The following is a 12,346-nucleotide window of genomic DNA, read 5'->3' as shown; positions in this document are numbered from 1 at the left end:
CATGGCCCGCCTGCCCACCCTTGCAAAGCGTTATCATTCAGCCTCGGTCTGGGCGCTCTACGGCCTCGGGTTGCTGCCGGCAGCCTACGCATTCTATCTCGGCGCTACGGGCCAACTGCCCGGAAACCCGGTCAAGGAATTCGAACACCTGCTCGGCCTCTGGGCGCTGCGTTTCCTCGTCGCGACGTTGGCGATCTCGCCGATCCGCGACCTCTTCGGCATCAACTGGCTGCGCTACCGCCGGGCCTTGGGACTGCTGGCGTTCTATTACGTGCTGATGCACTTCCTCGCCTACATGCTGCTCGATCAGCGGCTAAACTTTCCGAGCATACTGGCCGATATCGCCCGCCGCCCCTTCATCACTATCGGCATGGCCGCGCTCGTCATGCTGATCCCGCTGGCGCTCACGTCCAACAACTGGTCGATCCGCAGGCTCGGTGCGCGGTGGAACAAACTTCACCGCCTGGCCTATGTGATCGCCGCCGCCGGCACCCTGCATTTCTCGATGTCGGTGAAGGTCGTCGGCCCCGAACAGCTGCTTTATCTCGGGCTCGTTGCGGCGTTGCTCGCCTGGCGGCTGGTGCGCAAATCCTATCTTCGGCGTAAGCGCCAGGCCGCCAACGCGCCGGCGAGGACCGCTACCGAAAGCGCCTAGGCGTTCTTCGTCCCAGCCTGAACAATGACCCCCGATCGCATGTCAACGAAACGGCGCCTGAGCGGGCGCGCTGTCAGGCGTGCGCTCAAACGATGGGGCAAACGAAAAATACGCCCAAAGAAAAAGCGGCCGGGTGACGAACACCCGGCCGCTTCAATTTTCTGCCTTCGATCGGCTTAGGCTGCTTCGGCAGCTTCAGCTTCTGCAGCAACGCGGGCGAGATCCTTCGCGCCCTTTGCCGAGACGTCGCGGTCAACGAATTCGATGACGGCGAGCGCGGCGTTGTCGCCGTGACGGAAGCCAGCCTTCATGATGCGCAGGTAGCCGCCGTTGCGGGTGGCGTAACGCGATGCGATCGTGTCGAACAGCTTGGCAACGACAGCGGCGTCGCGGATCTGCGAGATCGCCTGGCGGCGAGCATGCAGGTCACCGCGCTTGCCGAGCGTGACGAGCTTCTCGACGATCGGGCGGATTTCCTTAGCCTTCGGCAGGGTCGTAACGATCTGCTCGTGTTCGATCAGCGAAGCTGCCATGTTGGCAAACATCGCCTTGCGGTGGCTGGCGGTTCTATTCAGCTTGCGGCCGGCTTTACCGTGGCGCATGGCTATTCTCCTTCACTTGCAGGCATTCGCCCGCAGTCTAATGGTTAGTATTGGTCTTCGTAACGCTTGGCGAGATCTTCGATGTTCTCAGGCGGCCAGGACGGCACTTCCATGCCGAGGTGCAGGCCCATGGAAGCGAGAACTTCCTTGATTTCGTTCAGCGACTTGCGACCAAAATTCGGCGTGCGGAGCATTTCTGCTTCGGTCTTCTGAATGAGGTCGCCGATGTAGACGATGTTGTCGTTCTTCAGGCAGTTGGCCGAACGGACCGAAAGTTCCAGTTCGTCGACCTTCTTGAGAAGCGCCGGGTTGAAGGCGAGTTCGGTAACTGCCTCTTCCTCTGCTTCCTTCTGCGGCTCGTCGAAATTGACGAAGACCGACAGCTGGTCCTGAAGGATGCGGGCCGCAAATGCGATCGCATCTTCACCGGTGACGGAGCCGTCCGTCTCGATGGACATCGTCAGCTTGTCATAGTCAAGAACCTGGCCTTCGCGGGTGTTTTCCACCTTGTAGGACACTTTCTTGACCGGCGAGTACAGGCTATCGACCGGGATCAGGCCGATCGGAGCATCTTCCGAACGGTTGCGATCTGCCGGAACGTAGCCCTTGCCGTTGTTGACGGTGAACTCCATGCGGATCTCGGCGCCCTCGTCGAGGGTGCAGATCACATGGTTCGGGTTGAGGATTTCGATATCGCCAACCGTCTGGATGTCACCGGCGGTTACAACGCCCGGACCCTGCTTGCGCACAACCATGCGCTTTGCGTCGTCGCCATCCATCTTGATGGCGATTTCCTTGATGTTGAGCACGATGTCCGTCACATCTTCCCGGACGCCCGGGATAGAGGAGAACTCGTGCAGGACGCCGTCGATCTGCACTGCGGTGACAGCAGCACCGCGCAGAGACGACAGCAGCACGCGGCGAAGCGCGTTGCCGAGCGTCAGACCGAAGCCGCGTTCAAGCGGTTCCGCAACCAGCGTTGCCTTGGTGCGGCCGGAGGAGACGAACTCCACCTTGTTCGGCTTGATCAGTTCCTGCCAATTCTTCTGGATCATGTTTTCTGCCTTCCGTTCGTTGCCACCATCCAATCGTGACAACCGAGCCCCGAAGACCGGGAGCGCGCGTCTGCGCCCTCACCGGCATGTTGAATGCATATGATCAGACGCGGCGCTTCTTGCGCGGGCGGCAGCCGTTGTGCGGGATCGGGGTCACATCGCGGATCGAGGTGATCATGAAGCCCGCAGCCTGCAGCGCGCGAAGAGCGGATTCACGGCCGGAACCCGGACCGCAAACTTCGACTTCCAGCGACTTCATGCCGTGTTCCTGAGCCTTCTTGGCGCAGTCTTCAGCGGCGATCTGTGCGGCAAACGGGGTCGACTTACGCGAGCCCTTGAAACCCTTGGCACCGGCAGACGACCAGGCAATCGCGTTGCCCTGTGCGTCGGTGATGGTGATCATGGTGTTGTTGAACGACGAATTGACGTGCGCAACGCCAGACGTGATGTTCTTGCGTTCGCGACGGCGAACGCGGGTGGCTTCCTTGGCCATAGGATCCCTTTCTTAGATCTCTGCACCGCCGTAATTCCAGCGGCTCCACCGGGAAAAGGATTTGACGTCCCCTGCCCTGCATCTTCACTTCCCGCAGGACGAAGTATCGCCCTGCGAACATATCGCCCGGCCGGATCGGCCGAACAAAGGTCAGGCGAACGCCCTTCCAAACTGCAAAAGGAGGCCGGTGTTTGACACCAGCCTCCCAATCTCCCTTTTCGGGAAATTACTTCTTCTTACCGGCAATCGCCTTCGCCGGACCCTTGCGGGTGCGAGCGTTGGTGTGGGTGCGCTGACCGCGAACCGGAAGGCCACGACGGTGACGCAGGCCGCGGTAGCAGCCGAGGTCCATCAGGCGCTTGATGTTCATCGAGGTCTCGCGACGCAGGTCACCTTCGACCTGGTAGTCGCGGTCGATCGTTTCGCGGATCTGCAGGACTTCAGCGTCCGTCAGCTGATGCACGCGACGATCAGCCGGGATACCGACCTTCTCGATGATTTCCTGTGCGAATTTCGGGCCGATCCCGTGAATGTAGGTCAGCGCAATAACTACGCGCTTTGCCGTCGGGATGTTGACGCCAGCGATACGTGCCACGTCTATTCTCCTTGCGTTCCAGTTGCCATCCGGCAATAGGTGCTTCGTTACGCGACCTCGAAGAGCCGCACGTTGATTGAGGTTCGAGACACGTCAAAAACGACCGTACCCGGACTTCATTTTCTTTGAAGACCGCGCCGACCGCTCTCATGTCGCGAGTTGGCGCTGTCTTTGGCGGAATCGGCCGGAAAAGTCAACTCCCCGGCAGTTCCTTTTCGGCAAAGACCAGTGTCTAAGCCAGAATCTTCTCGATCTCGGCGGTGACGGTGTTCACTTCCGCCATGCCATCGACCGTTCTGAGCTGCCCCGTTCCGGCGTAGTGCTCGGAGAGCGGCGCCGTCTTTTCGCGGTACTCGGTCAACCGGCGCTTGAAGGCTTCCGGATTGTCGTCCGAACGAACGGTGCCGCCAGCTGCGATGGTTTCCGCTACGCGATTCTCCATCCGCTTTACAAGGGCTGCCTCGTCGACCTTGAGCTCGATTACGGCATCGAGCTTCAGGCCCTTGCCCTCGAGCATCTTGCCGAGCGCGATCGCCTGCGGAACCGTGCGCGGGTAACCGTCGAGGATGAACCCCTTCGCACAGTCCGGCTGGTCGATGCGATCCGACACGATTTCGTTGACGATCTCATCGGATACCAGCTGACCGGCATCCATGACCGCCTTGGCACGCTTGCCGACCTCGGTCGCCTGGGCGACGGCCGCCCGCAGCATATCTCCTGTGGAAAGCTGCGGAATGCCGTATCTCTCCGTCAGAAGCTTGGCCTGTGTCCCCTTGCCAGCGCCCGGCGGTCCCAAAAAAATCAGTCTCATCGTCCCCTCTTTCCTCCGCGCAGCTTCGACTTCTTGATCAGCCCCTCATATTGCTGTGCGATGAGGTGGCCCTGGATCTGTGCTACCGTATCAAGGGTGACGCTGACAACAATCAAAAGCGACGTACCACCAAGGTAGAACGGCACGCCGGTCTGAGCGATCAGAACTTCCGGCAGAATGCAGACGAAGATCAGATAGGCCGCACCGATCACGGTGATGCGCGTCAGGACATAATCGATGTATTCCGCGGTACGCTCGCCCGGACGAATGCCCGGAATGAAGCCGCCGTGCTTCTTCAGATTGTCGGCCGTGTCCTTCGGATTGAATACGATCGCCGTATAGAAGAAGGCGAAGAACGCGATCATCGCACCGTAGAGCACCATGTAGAGCGGCTTGCCGTGCGCGAGCGCGCCAACAACGGTGGTCGCCCAGCCCGGCAGCGTCGCGGTATTGGCAAAGCCTGCAAGCGTTGCCGGCAGAAGCAGCAGCGATGACGCAAAGATTGCCGGGATGACGCCCGAGGTATTGAGCTTCAGCGGCAGGTGCGAGGTGTCGCCCTGGAACATGCGGTTGCCGACCTGGCGCTTCGGATACTGGATCAGAAGCCGCCGCTGGGCGCGCTCGACGAACACGATGAGCGCGATGACGCCGACGACCATGACGATGATCGCGAGGATCAGCGGGGTCGACAGTGCGCCGGTGCGGCCGAGTTCGAGCGTGCCGGCCAGAGCCGTCGGCAAATGGGCGACGATACCGGCGAAAATGATCAGCGAGATGCCATTGCCGATGCCGCGCGAGGTGATCTGCTCACCGAGCCACATCAGGAACATGGTGCCGCCAAGCAGAGAAATGACGGTCGAAATACGGAAGAACCAACCCGGATCGTTAACGAGGCCGTTGCCGCTCTCGAGGCCGACCGCGATGGCGTAAGCTTGCGCCGTGCCGAGAAGTACCGTGCCGTAACGGGTGTACTGGTTGATGATCTTGCGGCCCTGCTCGCCTTCCTTCTTCAGCTGTTCCAGTGCCGGAACGACAGAGGTCATCAGCTGAACGATGATCGACGCAGAGATATAGGGCATGATGCCGAGCGCGAAGATCGCCATGCGCTCAACTGCACCGCCCGAAAACATGTTGAAGAGGCCGAGGATGCCGCCGCTCTGGCCGCGGAATGCCTGGGCAAACGCTTCCGGGTTAAGACCGGGCAGCGGGATATAGGTGCCAAGACGGTAAACCAGAAGCGCACCAAGCGTGAACCAGAGCCGTTTCTTCAGATCTTCCGCCTTGGCGAAAGTCGAGAAATTCAGGTTCGAGGCGAGCTGTTCCGCTGCAGAAGCCATGCAATTCTCCGCGTACCAAATCTCGGAATCAGCGGGAATACCCGGTCCGTTCCGGAAGGACTAACTTTTCGTCTTGAAAACCGGACGCGAGGCGATTGTGTCTGCAATCGGATGCCTCACCGTGGTTTCCGCTATGTCCGCCGCGGCGAGCGATTCGCGCTTGCGGACGTGAGGCTCACATATGGGAGCAAAACCGCCCGGAGTGAAGCACCCCGGGCGGCTCATCAATAATATTATTCAGCAGCCGCTGCGAGCAGCTTGATCGAGCCGCCAGCCTTTTCGATCTTTTCGATCGCAGACTTGGAAGCGCCGGCAACTTCGAGCGAAACCTTCGCCTTCAGTTCGCCGTCGGCCAGAACGCGGACGCCGTCCTTTTCGCGACGGATGACGCCGGCAGCCTTGAGGGCAGCTGCGTCAACGGTCTTGGAGCCGTCGAGCTTCTTGGCGTCGATTGCCGTCTGGATACGGCCGAGCGACACGACAACAAACTCCGAAGCGAAGATGTTGTTGAAGCCGCGCTTCGGCAGACGACGGTAGATCGGCATCTGGCCGCCTTCGAAGCCGTTGATCGCAACGCCCGAACGAGCCTTCTGACCCTTCACACCGCGACCGGCGGTCTTGCCGGAGCCCGAGCCGATACCACGGCCAAGACGCTTACGGCTGTGGGTCGAGCCTTCGTTGTCCTTGATTTCATTCAGTTTCATGAGCTTATCCCCCTCACTTCTCGTCGACGACGCGAACGAGGTGCTGGACGGTCCGGATCATGCCGCGGACAGACGGAGTGTCTTCCAGCGTGCGAACCCGGTGCATCTTGTTGAGGCCCAGGCCGATCAGCGTCTGACGCTGTACGGCCGGACGGCGAATGGGGCTACCGATCTGCTCGACGGTAACGGTCTTCGCTGCGACTTCTTTCTTAGCCATCTGTCAGCTCCCTTATTCTTCGGAAGCAGCGCCGGAGGCAACACGACGAGCCTGGAGCGTGGCGTACTTCATGCCGCGCTGAGCTGCGATGTCCTTCGGGTGCATCTGGTTCTTGAGGGCGTCGAACGTTGCGCGAACCATGTTGTAGGGGTTCGACGAACCGGTCGACTTGGCAACGACGTCATGAACGCCGAGCGTTTCGAAGACGGCGCGCATCGGGCCACCAGCGATGATACCGGTACCGGCCTTGGCCGAACGCAGCAGCACCTTGCCGGCGCCATGACGGCCGTGAACGTCGTGATGCAGGGTACGACCACCACGCAGCGGGACGAAAATCAGGTCGCGCTTTGCGGCTTCGGTTGCCTTGCGGATGGCTTCCGGCACTTCGCGTGCCTTGCCATGACCGAAGCCAACGCGGCCCTTCTGGTCGCCAACGACGACGAGAGCGGCGAAACCAAAACGACGACCGCCCTTCACCACCTTGGCGACGCGGTTAATTGCTACGAGCTTATCGACAAATTCGCTGTCGCGCTCTTCGCGGTTCTGGCGATCTTCGCGAGAACCCTTTCTTTCCTGTGCCATTGTCCTTTTCCTTTTTCTTTTCCGGGTGCAATCGGCAGATTGACAAAAGTCGCCCCCGTCCGATGGATCGGATGCGACCGGAAACCTATGAGAGTGCCAGGCAGGCGCAACGCCCGCCTGGCAACCGATCAGAAGTTCAGACCACCTTCACGGGCAGCATCGGCCAAAGCCTTGATGCGGCCGTGATAGATGAAGGCGCCACGATCAAAGACAACGTCCTTGACGCCAGCCTTTACGGCGCGCTCAGCGATGAGCTTGCCGACGGCAGCAGCAGCTGCCGTGTCAGCGCCCGTCTTCAACGACGAACGCAGATCGGTATCGAGGGTGGAGGCAGACGCAAGCGTCTTGCCGGCCACGTCGTCGATGACCTGTACGTAGATGTTCTTCGACGAGCGATGAACCGACAGGCGCGGACGGCCATTGGCGACCGCCTTGATTTGACGGCGCACGCGGTTGGCGCGACGCACAAGAGTATCTTTCCTGCTAGCCATTTCGCGTGATCCTTACTTCTTCTTGCCTTCTTTGCGGACAATCCGCTCTTCGGCATACTTGACGCCCTTGCCCTTGTAGGGCTCGGGGCCACGGTATTCGCGGATTTCCGCGGCAACCTGGCCGACCTGCTGCTTGTTGATGCCGGACACGATGATTTCGGTCGGCTTCGGAACAGCAATCGTGATGCCTTCCGGCGTCTGGTAGACGACGTCGTGGCTGAAGCCGAGCGCCAGCTGCAGGTTCTTGCCCTGCATCGACGCACGATAACCAACGCCGTTGATTTCGAGCTTGCGCTCGTAACCGTCCTTGACGCCCTTGAAGATGTTCTCGATCATCGTGCGGGACATGCCCCACTTCGAACGAGCATCCTTGCTCTGGCTGAGCGGCTGTACAACAACCGCATTTTCTTCGAGCTTTACCGAGACTTCGTCGTTTGCAACGAAGAACAGTTCGCCCTTCGGGCCCTTCGCCGTTACCTTCTGGCCATCAACGCTTGCCGTGACGCCTGCCGGAACCTGAACGGGCTTCTTACCGATACGAGACATTTTTATACCTGTCTGTTCGCTATGGAGAACTTGCTACCGTCTTCAATTAGAAGACGGAGCAAAGGATCTCGCCACCAACATTCTGTTCGCGTGCCTGATGATCGGCCATCACGCCCTTCGGGGTCGAAAGGATGGTGATGCCGAGGCCGTTCGCGACCTGCGGAATGGACTTAACCGAGACATAAACTCGGCGGCCCGGCTTGGAAACGCGGCCGATCTCACGGATCACGGAAGCGCCTTCGTAGTACTTCAGTTCGATGTTCAGCTCGGCCTTGCCGTTGCCGAATACGACTTCAGAGTACCCGCGGATGTAGCCTTCAGCCTGAAGAACATCCAGAACACGTGCACGGAGCTTCGAAGCCGGCGTGGAAACGCTCGACTTGCGGCGAGCCGCGCCGTTACGGATACGGGTGAGCATATCGCCCAGCGGATCAGTCATTGCCATGTGCCCGTCTCCTTACCAGCTCGACTTGACAATACCCGGCACCTTGCCGAGGTTGCCCAGTTCGCGAAGCGCAATACGCGACATACGAAGTTTACGATAGAAGGCGCGCGGACGGCCGGTAACTTCGCAACGGTTGCGGATGCGGGTCTTGGATCCATCGCGCGGCAGGCCTGCCAGCTTGATGGTTGCCTTGAACCGCTCTTCAATCGGCAGAGACTGGTTCATGATGGTCGCCTTCAGAGCGGCACGCTTTGCAGCCTGCGAGGCAACCAATTTGCGGCGGCGCTTGTTCTTTTCAACTGCGCTCGTTTTCGCCATTAAAGTTATCCTTCTTTACGCTTGTCGTTACGGATTACTGACGGAACGGGAAGTTGAACTCTGCGAGCAGAGCACGAGCTTCGTCGTCGTTAGTAGCCGTCGTGCAAACGATGATGTCCATGCCCCACATCTGATCAACCTTGTCGTAGTTGATCTCAGGGAACACAATGTGTTCCTTGACGCCCATGGCGAAGTTGCCACGTCCGTCAAAGGACTTCGGGTTGAGGCCACGGAAGTCGCGAACGCGCGGAAGAGCGATGTTCACGAGACGATCGAGGAACTCAAACATCCGAACGCCGCGCAGGGTAACCTTGGCACCAATCGGCATGCCTTCGCGAAGCTTGAAGCCTGCGATGGAGTTGCGAGCGCGGGTGATTACCGGCTTCTGGCCAGCAATCGCTGCGAGGTCGGCAGCAGCAACGGTCGGCTTCTTGGAGTCGCCCGTCGATTCGCCAACACCCATGTTGATGACGATCTTGTCGAGGCGCGGGATCTGCATTTCGTTGGCGTAGGAGAACTTCTCCTGCATAGCCGCACGAATGCGCTCGACATATTCCTTCTTGAGCCGCGGCTCGTAAGCGGACTTAGCCATCGATCACTACTCCCGAACGCTTGGCCACGCGGACCTTCTTGTCGCCATCGATCTTGAAACCGACGCGGGTCGGCTTGCCATCCTTCGGATCGGCAATCGCGATGTTCGAAAGATGGATCGAGGCTTCCTTGTTGATGATGCCGGCTTCCTGGCTCTGGGTCTGGCGCTGGTGACGCTTCACCATGTTTACGCCACGCACGACAGCCCGGTCTTCCTTCGGCATTACCTGTACGACTTCGCCGGTACGACCCTTGTCCTTACCGGTGAGAACGACGACTTTGTCGCCTTTACGGATCTTTTGCATCTCTTAACGCTCCCTTAGAGTACTTCTGGAGCCAGCGAGATGATCTTCATGTGGTTCTTGGCGCGAAGTTCGCGCGGAACCGGTCCGAAGATACGGGTGCCGATCGGCTCTTTCTTGTTATCGATAAGAACGGCTGCGTTGGTGTCAAAACGGATGACAGAGCCATCCGGACGGCGGATGTCCTTCGCAGTGCGAACGACAACAGCCTTCATGACATCACCCTTCTTTACGCGGCCGCGCGGAATGGCTTCCTTGATCGAAACGACAATGATGTCGCCGACCGACGCATACTTGCGCTTGGAGCCGCCCAGCACCTTGATGCACATGACACGACGTGCGCCGGAATTATCCGCCACGTCGAGGTTTGTTTGCATCTGAATCATGTCAGGTCGCCTTCTTGTTGTTACCAGGCCGGTTGGGTCGAAACCCCCTCGCCCGGCTTATAGTGCTCATCTCAAAGCAAAAGAACGCCCGGAATCGAGCGTTCCCCTGCTTCAATTGCGTGCTTCATACAGGTATTTTCCCAAGACGCAAGGGTCTTGGCGTCAAAACCTGCTGAAATCAAGCGTGGGCGGCGACTACCGTCCAGCGCTTATCCTTCGAGATCGGCGCGCATTCCTCGATGGAAACGACGTCACCAACCTTGTACTGGTTGTTTTCGTCATGCGCCTTGTACTTCTTCGAGCGACGGACGGTCTTCTGGAGGATCGGGTGCGCAAAGCGGCGCTCGACCCGTACGACGACGGTCTTGTCGTTCTTGTCGCTGACAACAGTGCCCTGCAGAATGCGTTTCGGCATATTTTCTGGTCCTTAGGCCTTGGCTTCTGCCGCCTTCTGGCGGGCAATGGTTTTGACGCGTGCGATGTCCTTGCGGACTTCGTTGATACGCGAAGACTTCTCGAGCTGGCCGGTTGCCTTCTGGAAGCGCAGGTTGAACTGCTCCTTCTTCAGCTTGGCGAGCTCTTCGTTGAGTTGATCGGCGCTCAGGGCGCGAACATCTACAGCTTTCATGAGTTCACTCCTTACTCTGCGATACGCTGCACGAAGCGCGTCTTGACAGAGAGCTTGGCAGCGCCAAGACGAAGTGCCTCACGGGCAAGTTCTTCGCTGACACCATCGATCTCAAACATCATTCGGCCGGGCTTGACCTTGCATGCCCAGTATTCGACCGAACCCTTACCCTTACCCATGCGGACTTCCGTCGGCTTGGCGGTAACCGGAACGTCAGGGAACACACGGATCCAGACGCGGCCGGCGCGCTTCATGTGACGCGTGATCGCGCGGCGGGCCGCTTCGATCTCGCGTGCATTCACGCGGTTGGGTTCCTGAGCCTTAAGGCCGAATTCACCGAAAGCGAGATCAGATCCGCCCTTGGCTACGCCCTTGATGCGGCCCTTGAACTGCTTGCGATACTTCGTACGCTTTGGCTGCAACATTTTTTTACTTCTCCGATATTGGCTGCCAAACGCGAATGTTACGCGTTTTCACGACGGCGGTCACGATCGCCACGGTCGCGATCACGGCCTGCCGGGCCCTGGTTGTCACTTTCGATCGCGCGACGCTCGGAAGCCATCGGATCGTGCTCAAGGATTTCGCCCTTGAAGATCCAGACCTTGATGCCGCAGATACCGAAAGCGGTTTCCGCTTCAGCCGTGCCGTAGTCGATGTCCGCACGCAGCGTGTGCAGCGGAACGCGACCTTCGCGGTACCATTCGGTACGAGCGATTTCGGCGCCACCGAGACGGCCGGCGCAGGTGATCTTGATGCCTTCGGCGCCAAGACGCATGGCCGACTGAACAGCGCGCTTCATCGCACGGCGGAAAGCCACGCGGCGCTCGAGCTGCTGGGCAATCGACTGAGCAACGAGCGTTGCGTCGACTTCCGGCTTGCGCACTTCAACGATGTTGAGGTGCGTTTCAGAGCTGGTCATCTCGGAAAGCTTCTTGCGGAGCTTCTCGATGTCAGCGCCCTTCTTGCCGATGATCAGGCCCGGACGAGCAGAGTGGATCGTGACGCGGCACTTCTTGTGCGGACGCTCGATAACCACCTTGGCAATGCCGGCAGCCTTGAGCTCTTCCATCAGGTAAGCGCGGATCTTCAGGTCTTCGTGAAGAAGCTGGCCGTATTCGGCGTTGTCCGCGAACCAGCGGCTGTCCCAGGTCCGGTTGATACCGAGACGGAAGCCGATTGGATTAATCTTCTGACCCATTATGCGGCCTCCCCTTTGGCTTCCACTTCACGGACGACGATCGTCAAGTGCGAGAACGGCTTTTCGACACGCGATGCACGGCCGCGACCACGAGCGTGGAAGCGCTTCATGACAATCGACTTGCCAACGTAAGCTTCTGCAACGACGAGCGAATCGACGTCGAGATCGTGGTTGTTCTCTGCGTTTGCAATGGCAGATTCAAGGGTCTTCTTGACCGTCTCTGCAATGCGCTTGCGGGAGAATTCCAGTTCGGCCAGAGCGCGATCGACCTTCTTGCCGCGGATCATCGCGGCAACCAGGTTGAGCTTCTGGGGGCTGACGCGGATCGTGCGCGCAACTGCCTGCGCCTCATTATCCTTCAGCCGGCGTTCGGCTTTTGCCTTGCCCATT

The 12,346-nt window shown here is 59.3% G+C and carries 22 protein-coding genes; 1 reads left to right on the top strand and 21 read right to left on the bottom strand.

The window, feature by feature from the left end:
* Position 1 precedes the first annotated feature (1 nt).
* On the top strand, positions 2–655 hold the full coding sequence (gene msrQ, locus ACIQUG_RS01725) for a protein-methionine-sulfoxide reductase heme-binding subunit MsrQ (protein ID WP_402316735.1): 654 nt from the start codon (positions 2–4) through the stop codon (positions 653–655).
* Positions 656–831: 176 nt separating this feature from the next.
* Here the strand turns inward: msrQ and rplQ are convergent, their stop codons facing one another.
* From rplQ to rplV, 21 genes are all read right to left on the bottom strand, one after another.
* On the bottom strand, positions 832–1,257 hold the full coding sequence (rplQ, locus tag ACIQUG_RS01720) for a 50S ribosomal protein L17 (RefSeq protein WP_034795595.1): 426 nt from the start codon (positions 1,255–1,257) through the stop codon (positions 832–834).
* Positions 1,258–1,301: 44 nt separating this feature from the next.
* Positions 1,302–2,312 carry a DNA-directed RNA polymerase subunit alpha gene (locus tag ACIQUG_RS01715; RefSeq protein WP_034795592.1) on the bottom strand — a complete coding sequence of 337 codons (1,011 nt, stop codon included), beginning with the start codon at positions 2,310–2,312 and terminating at the stop codon, positions 1,302–1,304.
* 103 nt (positions 2,313–2,415) lie between these two features.
* Positions 2,416–2,805, bottom strand: a complete 390-nt coding sequence (gene rpsK / locus ACIQUG_RS01710) for a 30S ribosomal protein S11 (protein WP_003536496.1) — start codon at positions 2,803–2,805, stop codon at positions 2,416–2,418.
* A 226-nt stretch (positions 2,806–3,031) separates the two neighbouring features.
* A complete protein-coding gene (gene rpsM, locus ACIQUG_RS01705; protein ID WP_034795586.1) occupies positions 3,032–3,400 on the bottom strand; it encodes a 30S ribosomal protein S13 in 369 nt (122 codons plus the stop codon).
* 232 nt (positions 3,401–3,632) lie between these two features.
* Positions 3,633–4,211, bottom strand: coding sequence for an adenylate kinase (locus tag ACIQUG_RS01700; protein ID WP_034795582.1), 579 nt, complete (start codon positions 4,209–4,211; stop codon positions 3,633–3,635).
* A complete protein-coding gene (secY, locus tag ACIQUG_RS01695) occupies positions 4,208–5,548 on the bottom strand; it encodes a preprotein translocase subunit SecY (RefSeq protein ID WP_043623382.1) in 1,341 nt (446 codons plus the stop codon). The genes ACIQUG_RS01700 and secY overlap by 4 nt, the downstream gene beginning before the upstream one ends.
* A gap of 233 nt (positions 5,549–5,781) precedes the next feature.
* Entirely contained in the window at positions 5,782–6,252 is a 471-nt protein-coding gene (rplO, locus tag ACIQUG_RS01690; RefSeq protein ID WP_402316726.1) for a 50S ribosomal protein L15, read from the bottom strand.
* Between the two features lie 13 nt (positions 6,253–6,265).
* Positions 6,266–6,469: a 50S ribosomal protein L30 gene (gene rpmD / locus ACIQUG_RS01685; RefSeq protein WP_043623384.1), complete on the bottom strand. Its 204-nt coding sequence runs from the start codon at positions 6,467–6,469 to the stop codon at positions 6,266–6,268.
* A gap of 12 nt (positions 6,470–6,481) precedes the next feature.
* On the bottom strand, positions 6,482–7,051 hold the full coding sequence (rpsE, locus tag ACIQUG_RS01680) for a 30S ribosomal protein S5 (RefSeq protein ID WP_065776805.1): 570 nt from the start codon (positions 7,049–7,051) through the stop codon (positions 6,482–6,484).
* A gap of 128 nt (positions 7,052–7,179) precedes the next feature.
* Positions 7,180–7,542, bottom strand: a complete 363-nt coding sequence (gene rplR, locus ACIQUG_RS01675; protein ID WP_043623388.1) for a 50S ribosomal protein L18 — start codon at positions 7,540–7,542, stop codon at positions 7,180–7,182.
* Between the two features lie 12 nt (positions 7,543–7,554).
* Positions 7,555–8,088, bottom strand: a complete 534-nt coding sequence (rplF, locus tag ACIQUG_RS01670) for a 50S ribosomal protein L6 (protein WP_043623391.1) — start codon at positions 8,086–8,088, stop codon at positions 7,555–7,557.
* Positions 8,089–8,134: 46 nt separating this feature from the next.
* The gene (gene rpsH / locus ACIQUG_RS01665; RefSeq protein ID WP_025426677.1) at positions 8,135–8,533 is read right to left on the bottom strand and encodes a 30S ribosomal protein S8; all 399 of its coding nucleotides are present in this window, start codon (positions 8,531–8,533) and stop codon (positions 8,135–8,137) included.
* Positions 8,534–8,545: 12 nt separating this feature from the next.
* A complete protein-coding gene (gene rpsN / locus ACIQUG_RS01660) occupies positions 8,546–8,851 on the bottom strand; it encodes a 30S ribosomal protein S14 (RefSeq protein WP_034795562.1) in 306 nt (101 codons plus the stop codon).
* 34 nt (positions 8,852–8,885) lie between these two features.
* The gene (rplE, locus tag ACIQUG_RS01655; protein ID WP_043623396.1) at positions 8,886–9,443 is read right to left on the bottom strand and encodes a 50S ribosomal protein L5; all 558 of its coding nucleotides are present in this window, start codon (positions 9,441–9,443) and stop codon (positions 8,886–8,888) included.
* Positions 9,436–9,747 (bottom strand): 50S ribosomal protein L24, encoded by a 312-nt coding sequence (gene rplX, locus ACIQUG_RS01650; RefSeq protein WP_025426674.1) that lies wholly within the window; start codon positions 9,745–9,747, stop codon positions 9,436–9,438. Before rplX ends, rplE begins: the two co-directional genes overlap by 8 nt.
* A gap of 14 nt (positions 9,748–9,761) precedes the next feature.
* Positions 9,762–10,130, bottom strand: coding sequence for a 50S ribosomal protein L14 (gene rplN, locus ACIQUG_RS01645; protein ID WP_034795548.1), 369 nt, complete (start codon positions 10,128–10,130; stop codon positions 9,762–9,764).
* A 178-nt stretch (positions 10,131–10,308) separates the two neighbouring features.
* A complete protein-coding gene (rpsQ, locus tag ACIQUG_RS01640) occupies positions 10,309–10,545 on the bottom strand; it encodes a 30S ribosomal protein S17 (RefSeq protein ID WP_034795546.1) in 237 nt (78 codons plus the stop codon).
* Between the two features lie 12 nt (positions 10,546–10,557).
* Positions 10,558–10,758, bottom strand: coding sequence for a 50S ribosomal protein L29 (rpmC, locus tag ACIQUG_RS01635; RefSeq protein ID WP_034795543.1), 201 nt, complete (start codon positions 10,756–10,758; stop codon positions 10,558–10,560).
* 11 nt (positions 10,759–10,769) lie between these two features.
* Positions 10,770–11,183, bottom strand: coding sequence for a 50S ribosomal protein L16 (rplP, locus tag ACIQUG_RS01630; protein ID WP_011975175.1), 414 nt, complete (start codon positions 11,181–11,183; stop codon positions 10,770–10,772).
* Positions 11,184–11,221: 38 nt separating this feature from the next.
* Positions 11,222–11,956 carry a 30S ribosomal protein S3 gene (rpsC, locus tag ACIQUG_RS01625; protein ID WP_034795537.1) on the bottom strand — a complete coding sequence of 245 codons (735 nt, stop codon included), beginning with the start codon at positions 11,954–11,956 and terminating at the stop codon, positions 11,222–11,224.
* Positions 11,956–12,345, bottom strand: coding sequence for a 50S ribosomal protein L22 (rplV, locus tag ACIQUG_RS01620; RefSeq protein ID WP_034795534.1), 390 nt, complete (start codon positions 12,343–12,345; stop codon positions 11,956–11,958). The genes rpsC and rplV overlap by 1 nt, the downstream gene beginning before the upstream one ends.
* Position 12,346: the final 1 nt, after the last annotated feature.

Origin of the sequence: Ensifer sp. NPDC090286 (genome assembly GCF_044769565.1) — a bacterium.
Classification (GTDB): domain Bacteria; phylum Pseudomonadota; class Alphaproteobacteria; order Rhizobiales; family Rhizobiaceae; genus Ensifer.
Note: the sequence above shows the minus strand (reverse complement) of the source record. Positions and strands in the feature narration are given on the sequence as shown.

What these genes read in the sequence shown, in the direction of transcription:
- rpsC (WP_034795537.1), bottom strand. Translation starts at nt 11,956, where the DNA reads ATGGGTCAGAAGATTAATCCAATCGGCTTCCGTCTCGGTATCAACCGG.
- ACIQUG_RS01715 (WP_034795592.1), bottom strand. Translation starts at nt 2,312, where the DNA reads ATGATCCAGAAGAATTGGCAGGAACTGATCAAGCCGAACAAGGTGGAG.
- rpsN (WP_034795562.1), bottom strand. Translation starts at nt 8,851, where the DNA reads ATGGCGAAAACGAGCGCAGTTGAAAAGAACAAGCGCCGCCGCAAATTG.
- secY (WP_043623382.1), bottom strand. Translation starts at nt 5,548, where the DNA reads ATGGCTTCTGCAGCGGAACAGCTCGCCTCGAACCTGAATTTCTCGACT.
- rpsK (WP_003536496.1), bottom strand. Translation starts at nt 2,805, where the DNA reads ATGGCCAAGGAAGCCACCCGCGTTCGCCGTCGCGAACGCAAGAACATC.
- rplO (WP_402316726.1), bottom strand. Translation starts at nt 6,252, where the DNA reads ATGAAACTGAATGAAATCAAGGACAACGAAGGCTCGACCCACAGCCGT.
- rplX (WP_025426674.1), bottom strand. Translation starts at nt 9,747, where the DNA reads ATGCAAAAGATCCGTAAAGGCGACAAAGTCGTCGTTCTCACCGGTAAG.
- rpsE (WP_065776805.1), bottom strand. Translation starts at nt 7,051, where the DNA reads ATGGCACAGGAAAGAAAGGGTTCTCGCGAAGATCGCCAGAACCGCGAA.
- ACIQUG_RS01700 (WP_034795582.1), bottom strand. Translation starts at nt 4,211, where the DNA reads ATGAGACTGATTTTTTTGGGACCGCCGGGCGCTGGCAAGGGGACACAG.
- rplF (WP_043623391.1), bottom strand. Translation starts at nt 8,088, where the DNA reads ATGTCTCGTATCGGTAAGAAGCCCGTTCAGGTTCCGGCAGGCGTCACG.
- rpsQ (WP_034795546.1), bottom strand. Translation starts at nt 10,545, where the DNA reads ATGCCGAAACGCATTCTGCAGGGCACTGTTGTCAGCGACAAGAACGAC.
- rplV (WP_034795534.1), bottom strand. Translation starts at nt 12,345, where the DNA reads ATGGGCAAGGCAAAAGCCGAACGCCGGCTGAAGGATAATGAGGCGCAG.
- rplQ (WP_034795595.1), bottom strand. Translation starts at nt 1,257, where the DNA reads ATGCGCCACGGTAAAGCCGGCCGCAAGCTGAATAGAACCGCCAGCCAC.
- rplN (WP_034795548.1), bottom strand. Translation starts at nt 10,130, where the DNA reads ATGATTCAGATGCAAACAAACCTCGACGTGGCGGATAATTCCGGCGCA.
- rplR (WP_043623388.1), bottom strand. Translation starts at nt 7,542, where the DNA reads ATGGCTAGCAGGAAAGATACTCTTGTGCGTCGCGCCAACCGCGTGCGC.
- msrQ (WP_402316735.1), top strand. Translation starts at nt 2, where the DNA reads ATGGCCCGCCTGCCCACCCTTGCAAAGCGTTATCATTCAGCCTCGGTC.
- rpmC (WP_034795543.1), bottom strand. Translation starts at nt 10,758, where the DNA reads ATGAAAGCTGTAGATGTTCGCGCCCTGAGCGCCGATCAACTCAACGAA.
- rplP (WP_011975175.1), bottom strand. Translation starts at nt 11,183, where the DNA reads ATGTTGCAGCCAAAGCGTACGAAGTATCGCAAGCAGTTCAAGGGCCGC.
- rpsH (WP_025426677.1), bottom strand. Translation starts at nt 8,533, where the DNA reads ATGGCAATGACTGATCCGCTGGGCGATATGCTCACCCGTATCCGTAAC.
- rplE (WP_043623396.1), bottom strand. Translation starts at nt 9,443, where the DNA reads ATGGCTAAGTCCGCTTACGAGCCGCGGCTCAAGAAGGAATATGTCGAG.
- rpmD (WP_043623384.1), bottom strand. Translation starts at nt 6,469, where the DNA reads ATGGCTAAGAAAGAAGTCGCAGCGAAGACCGTTACCGTCGAGCAGATC.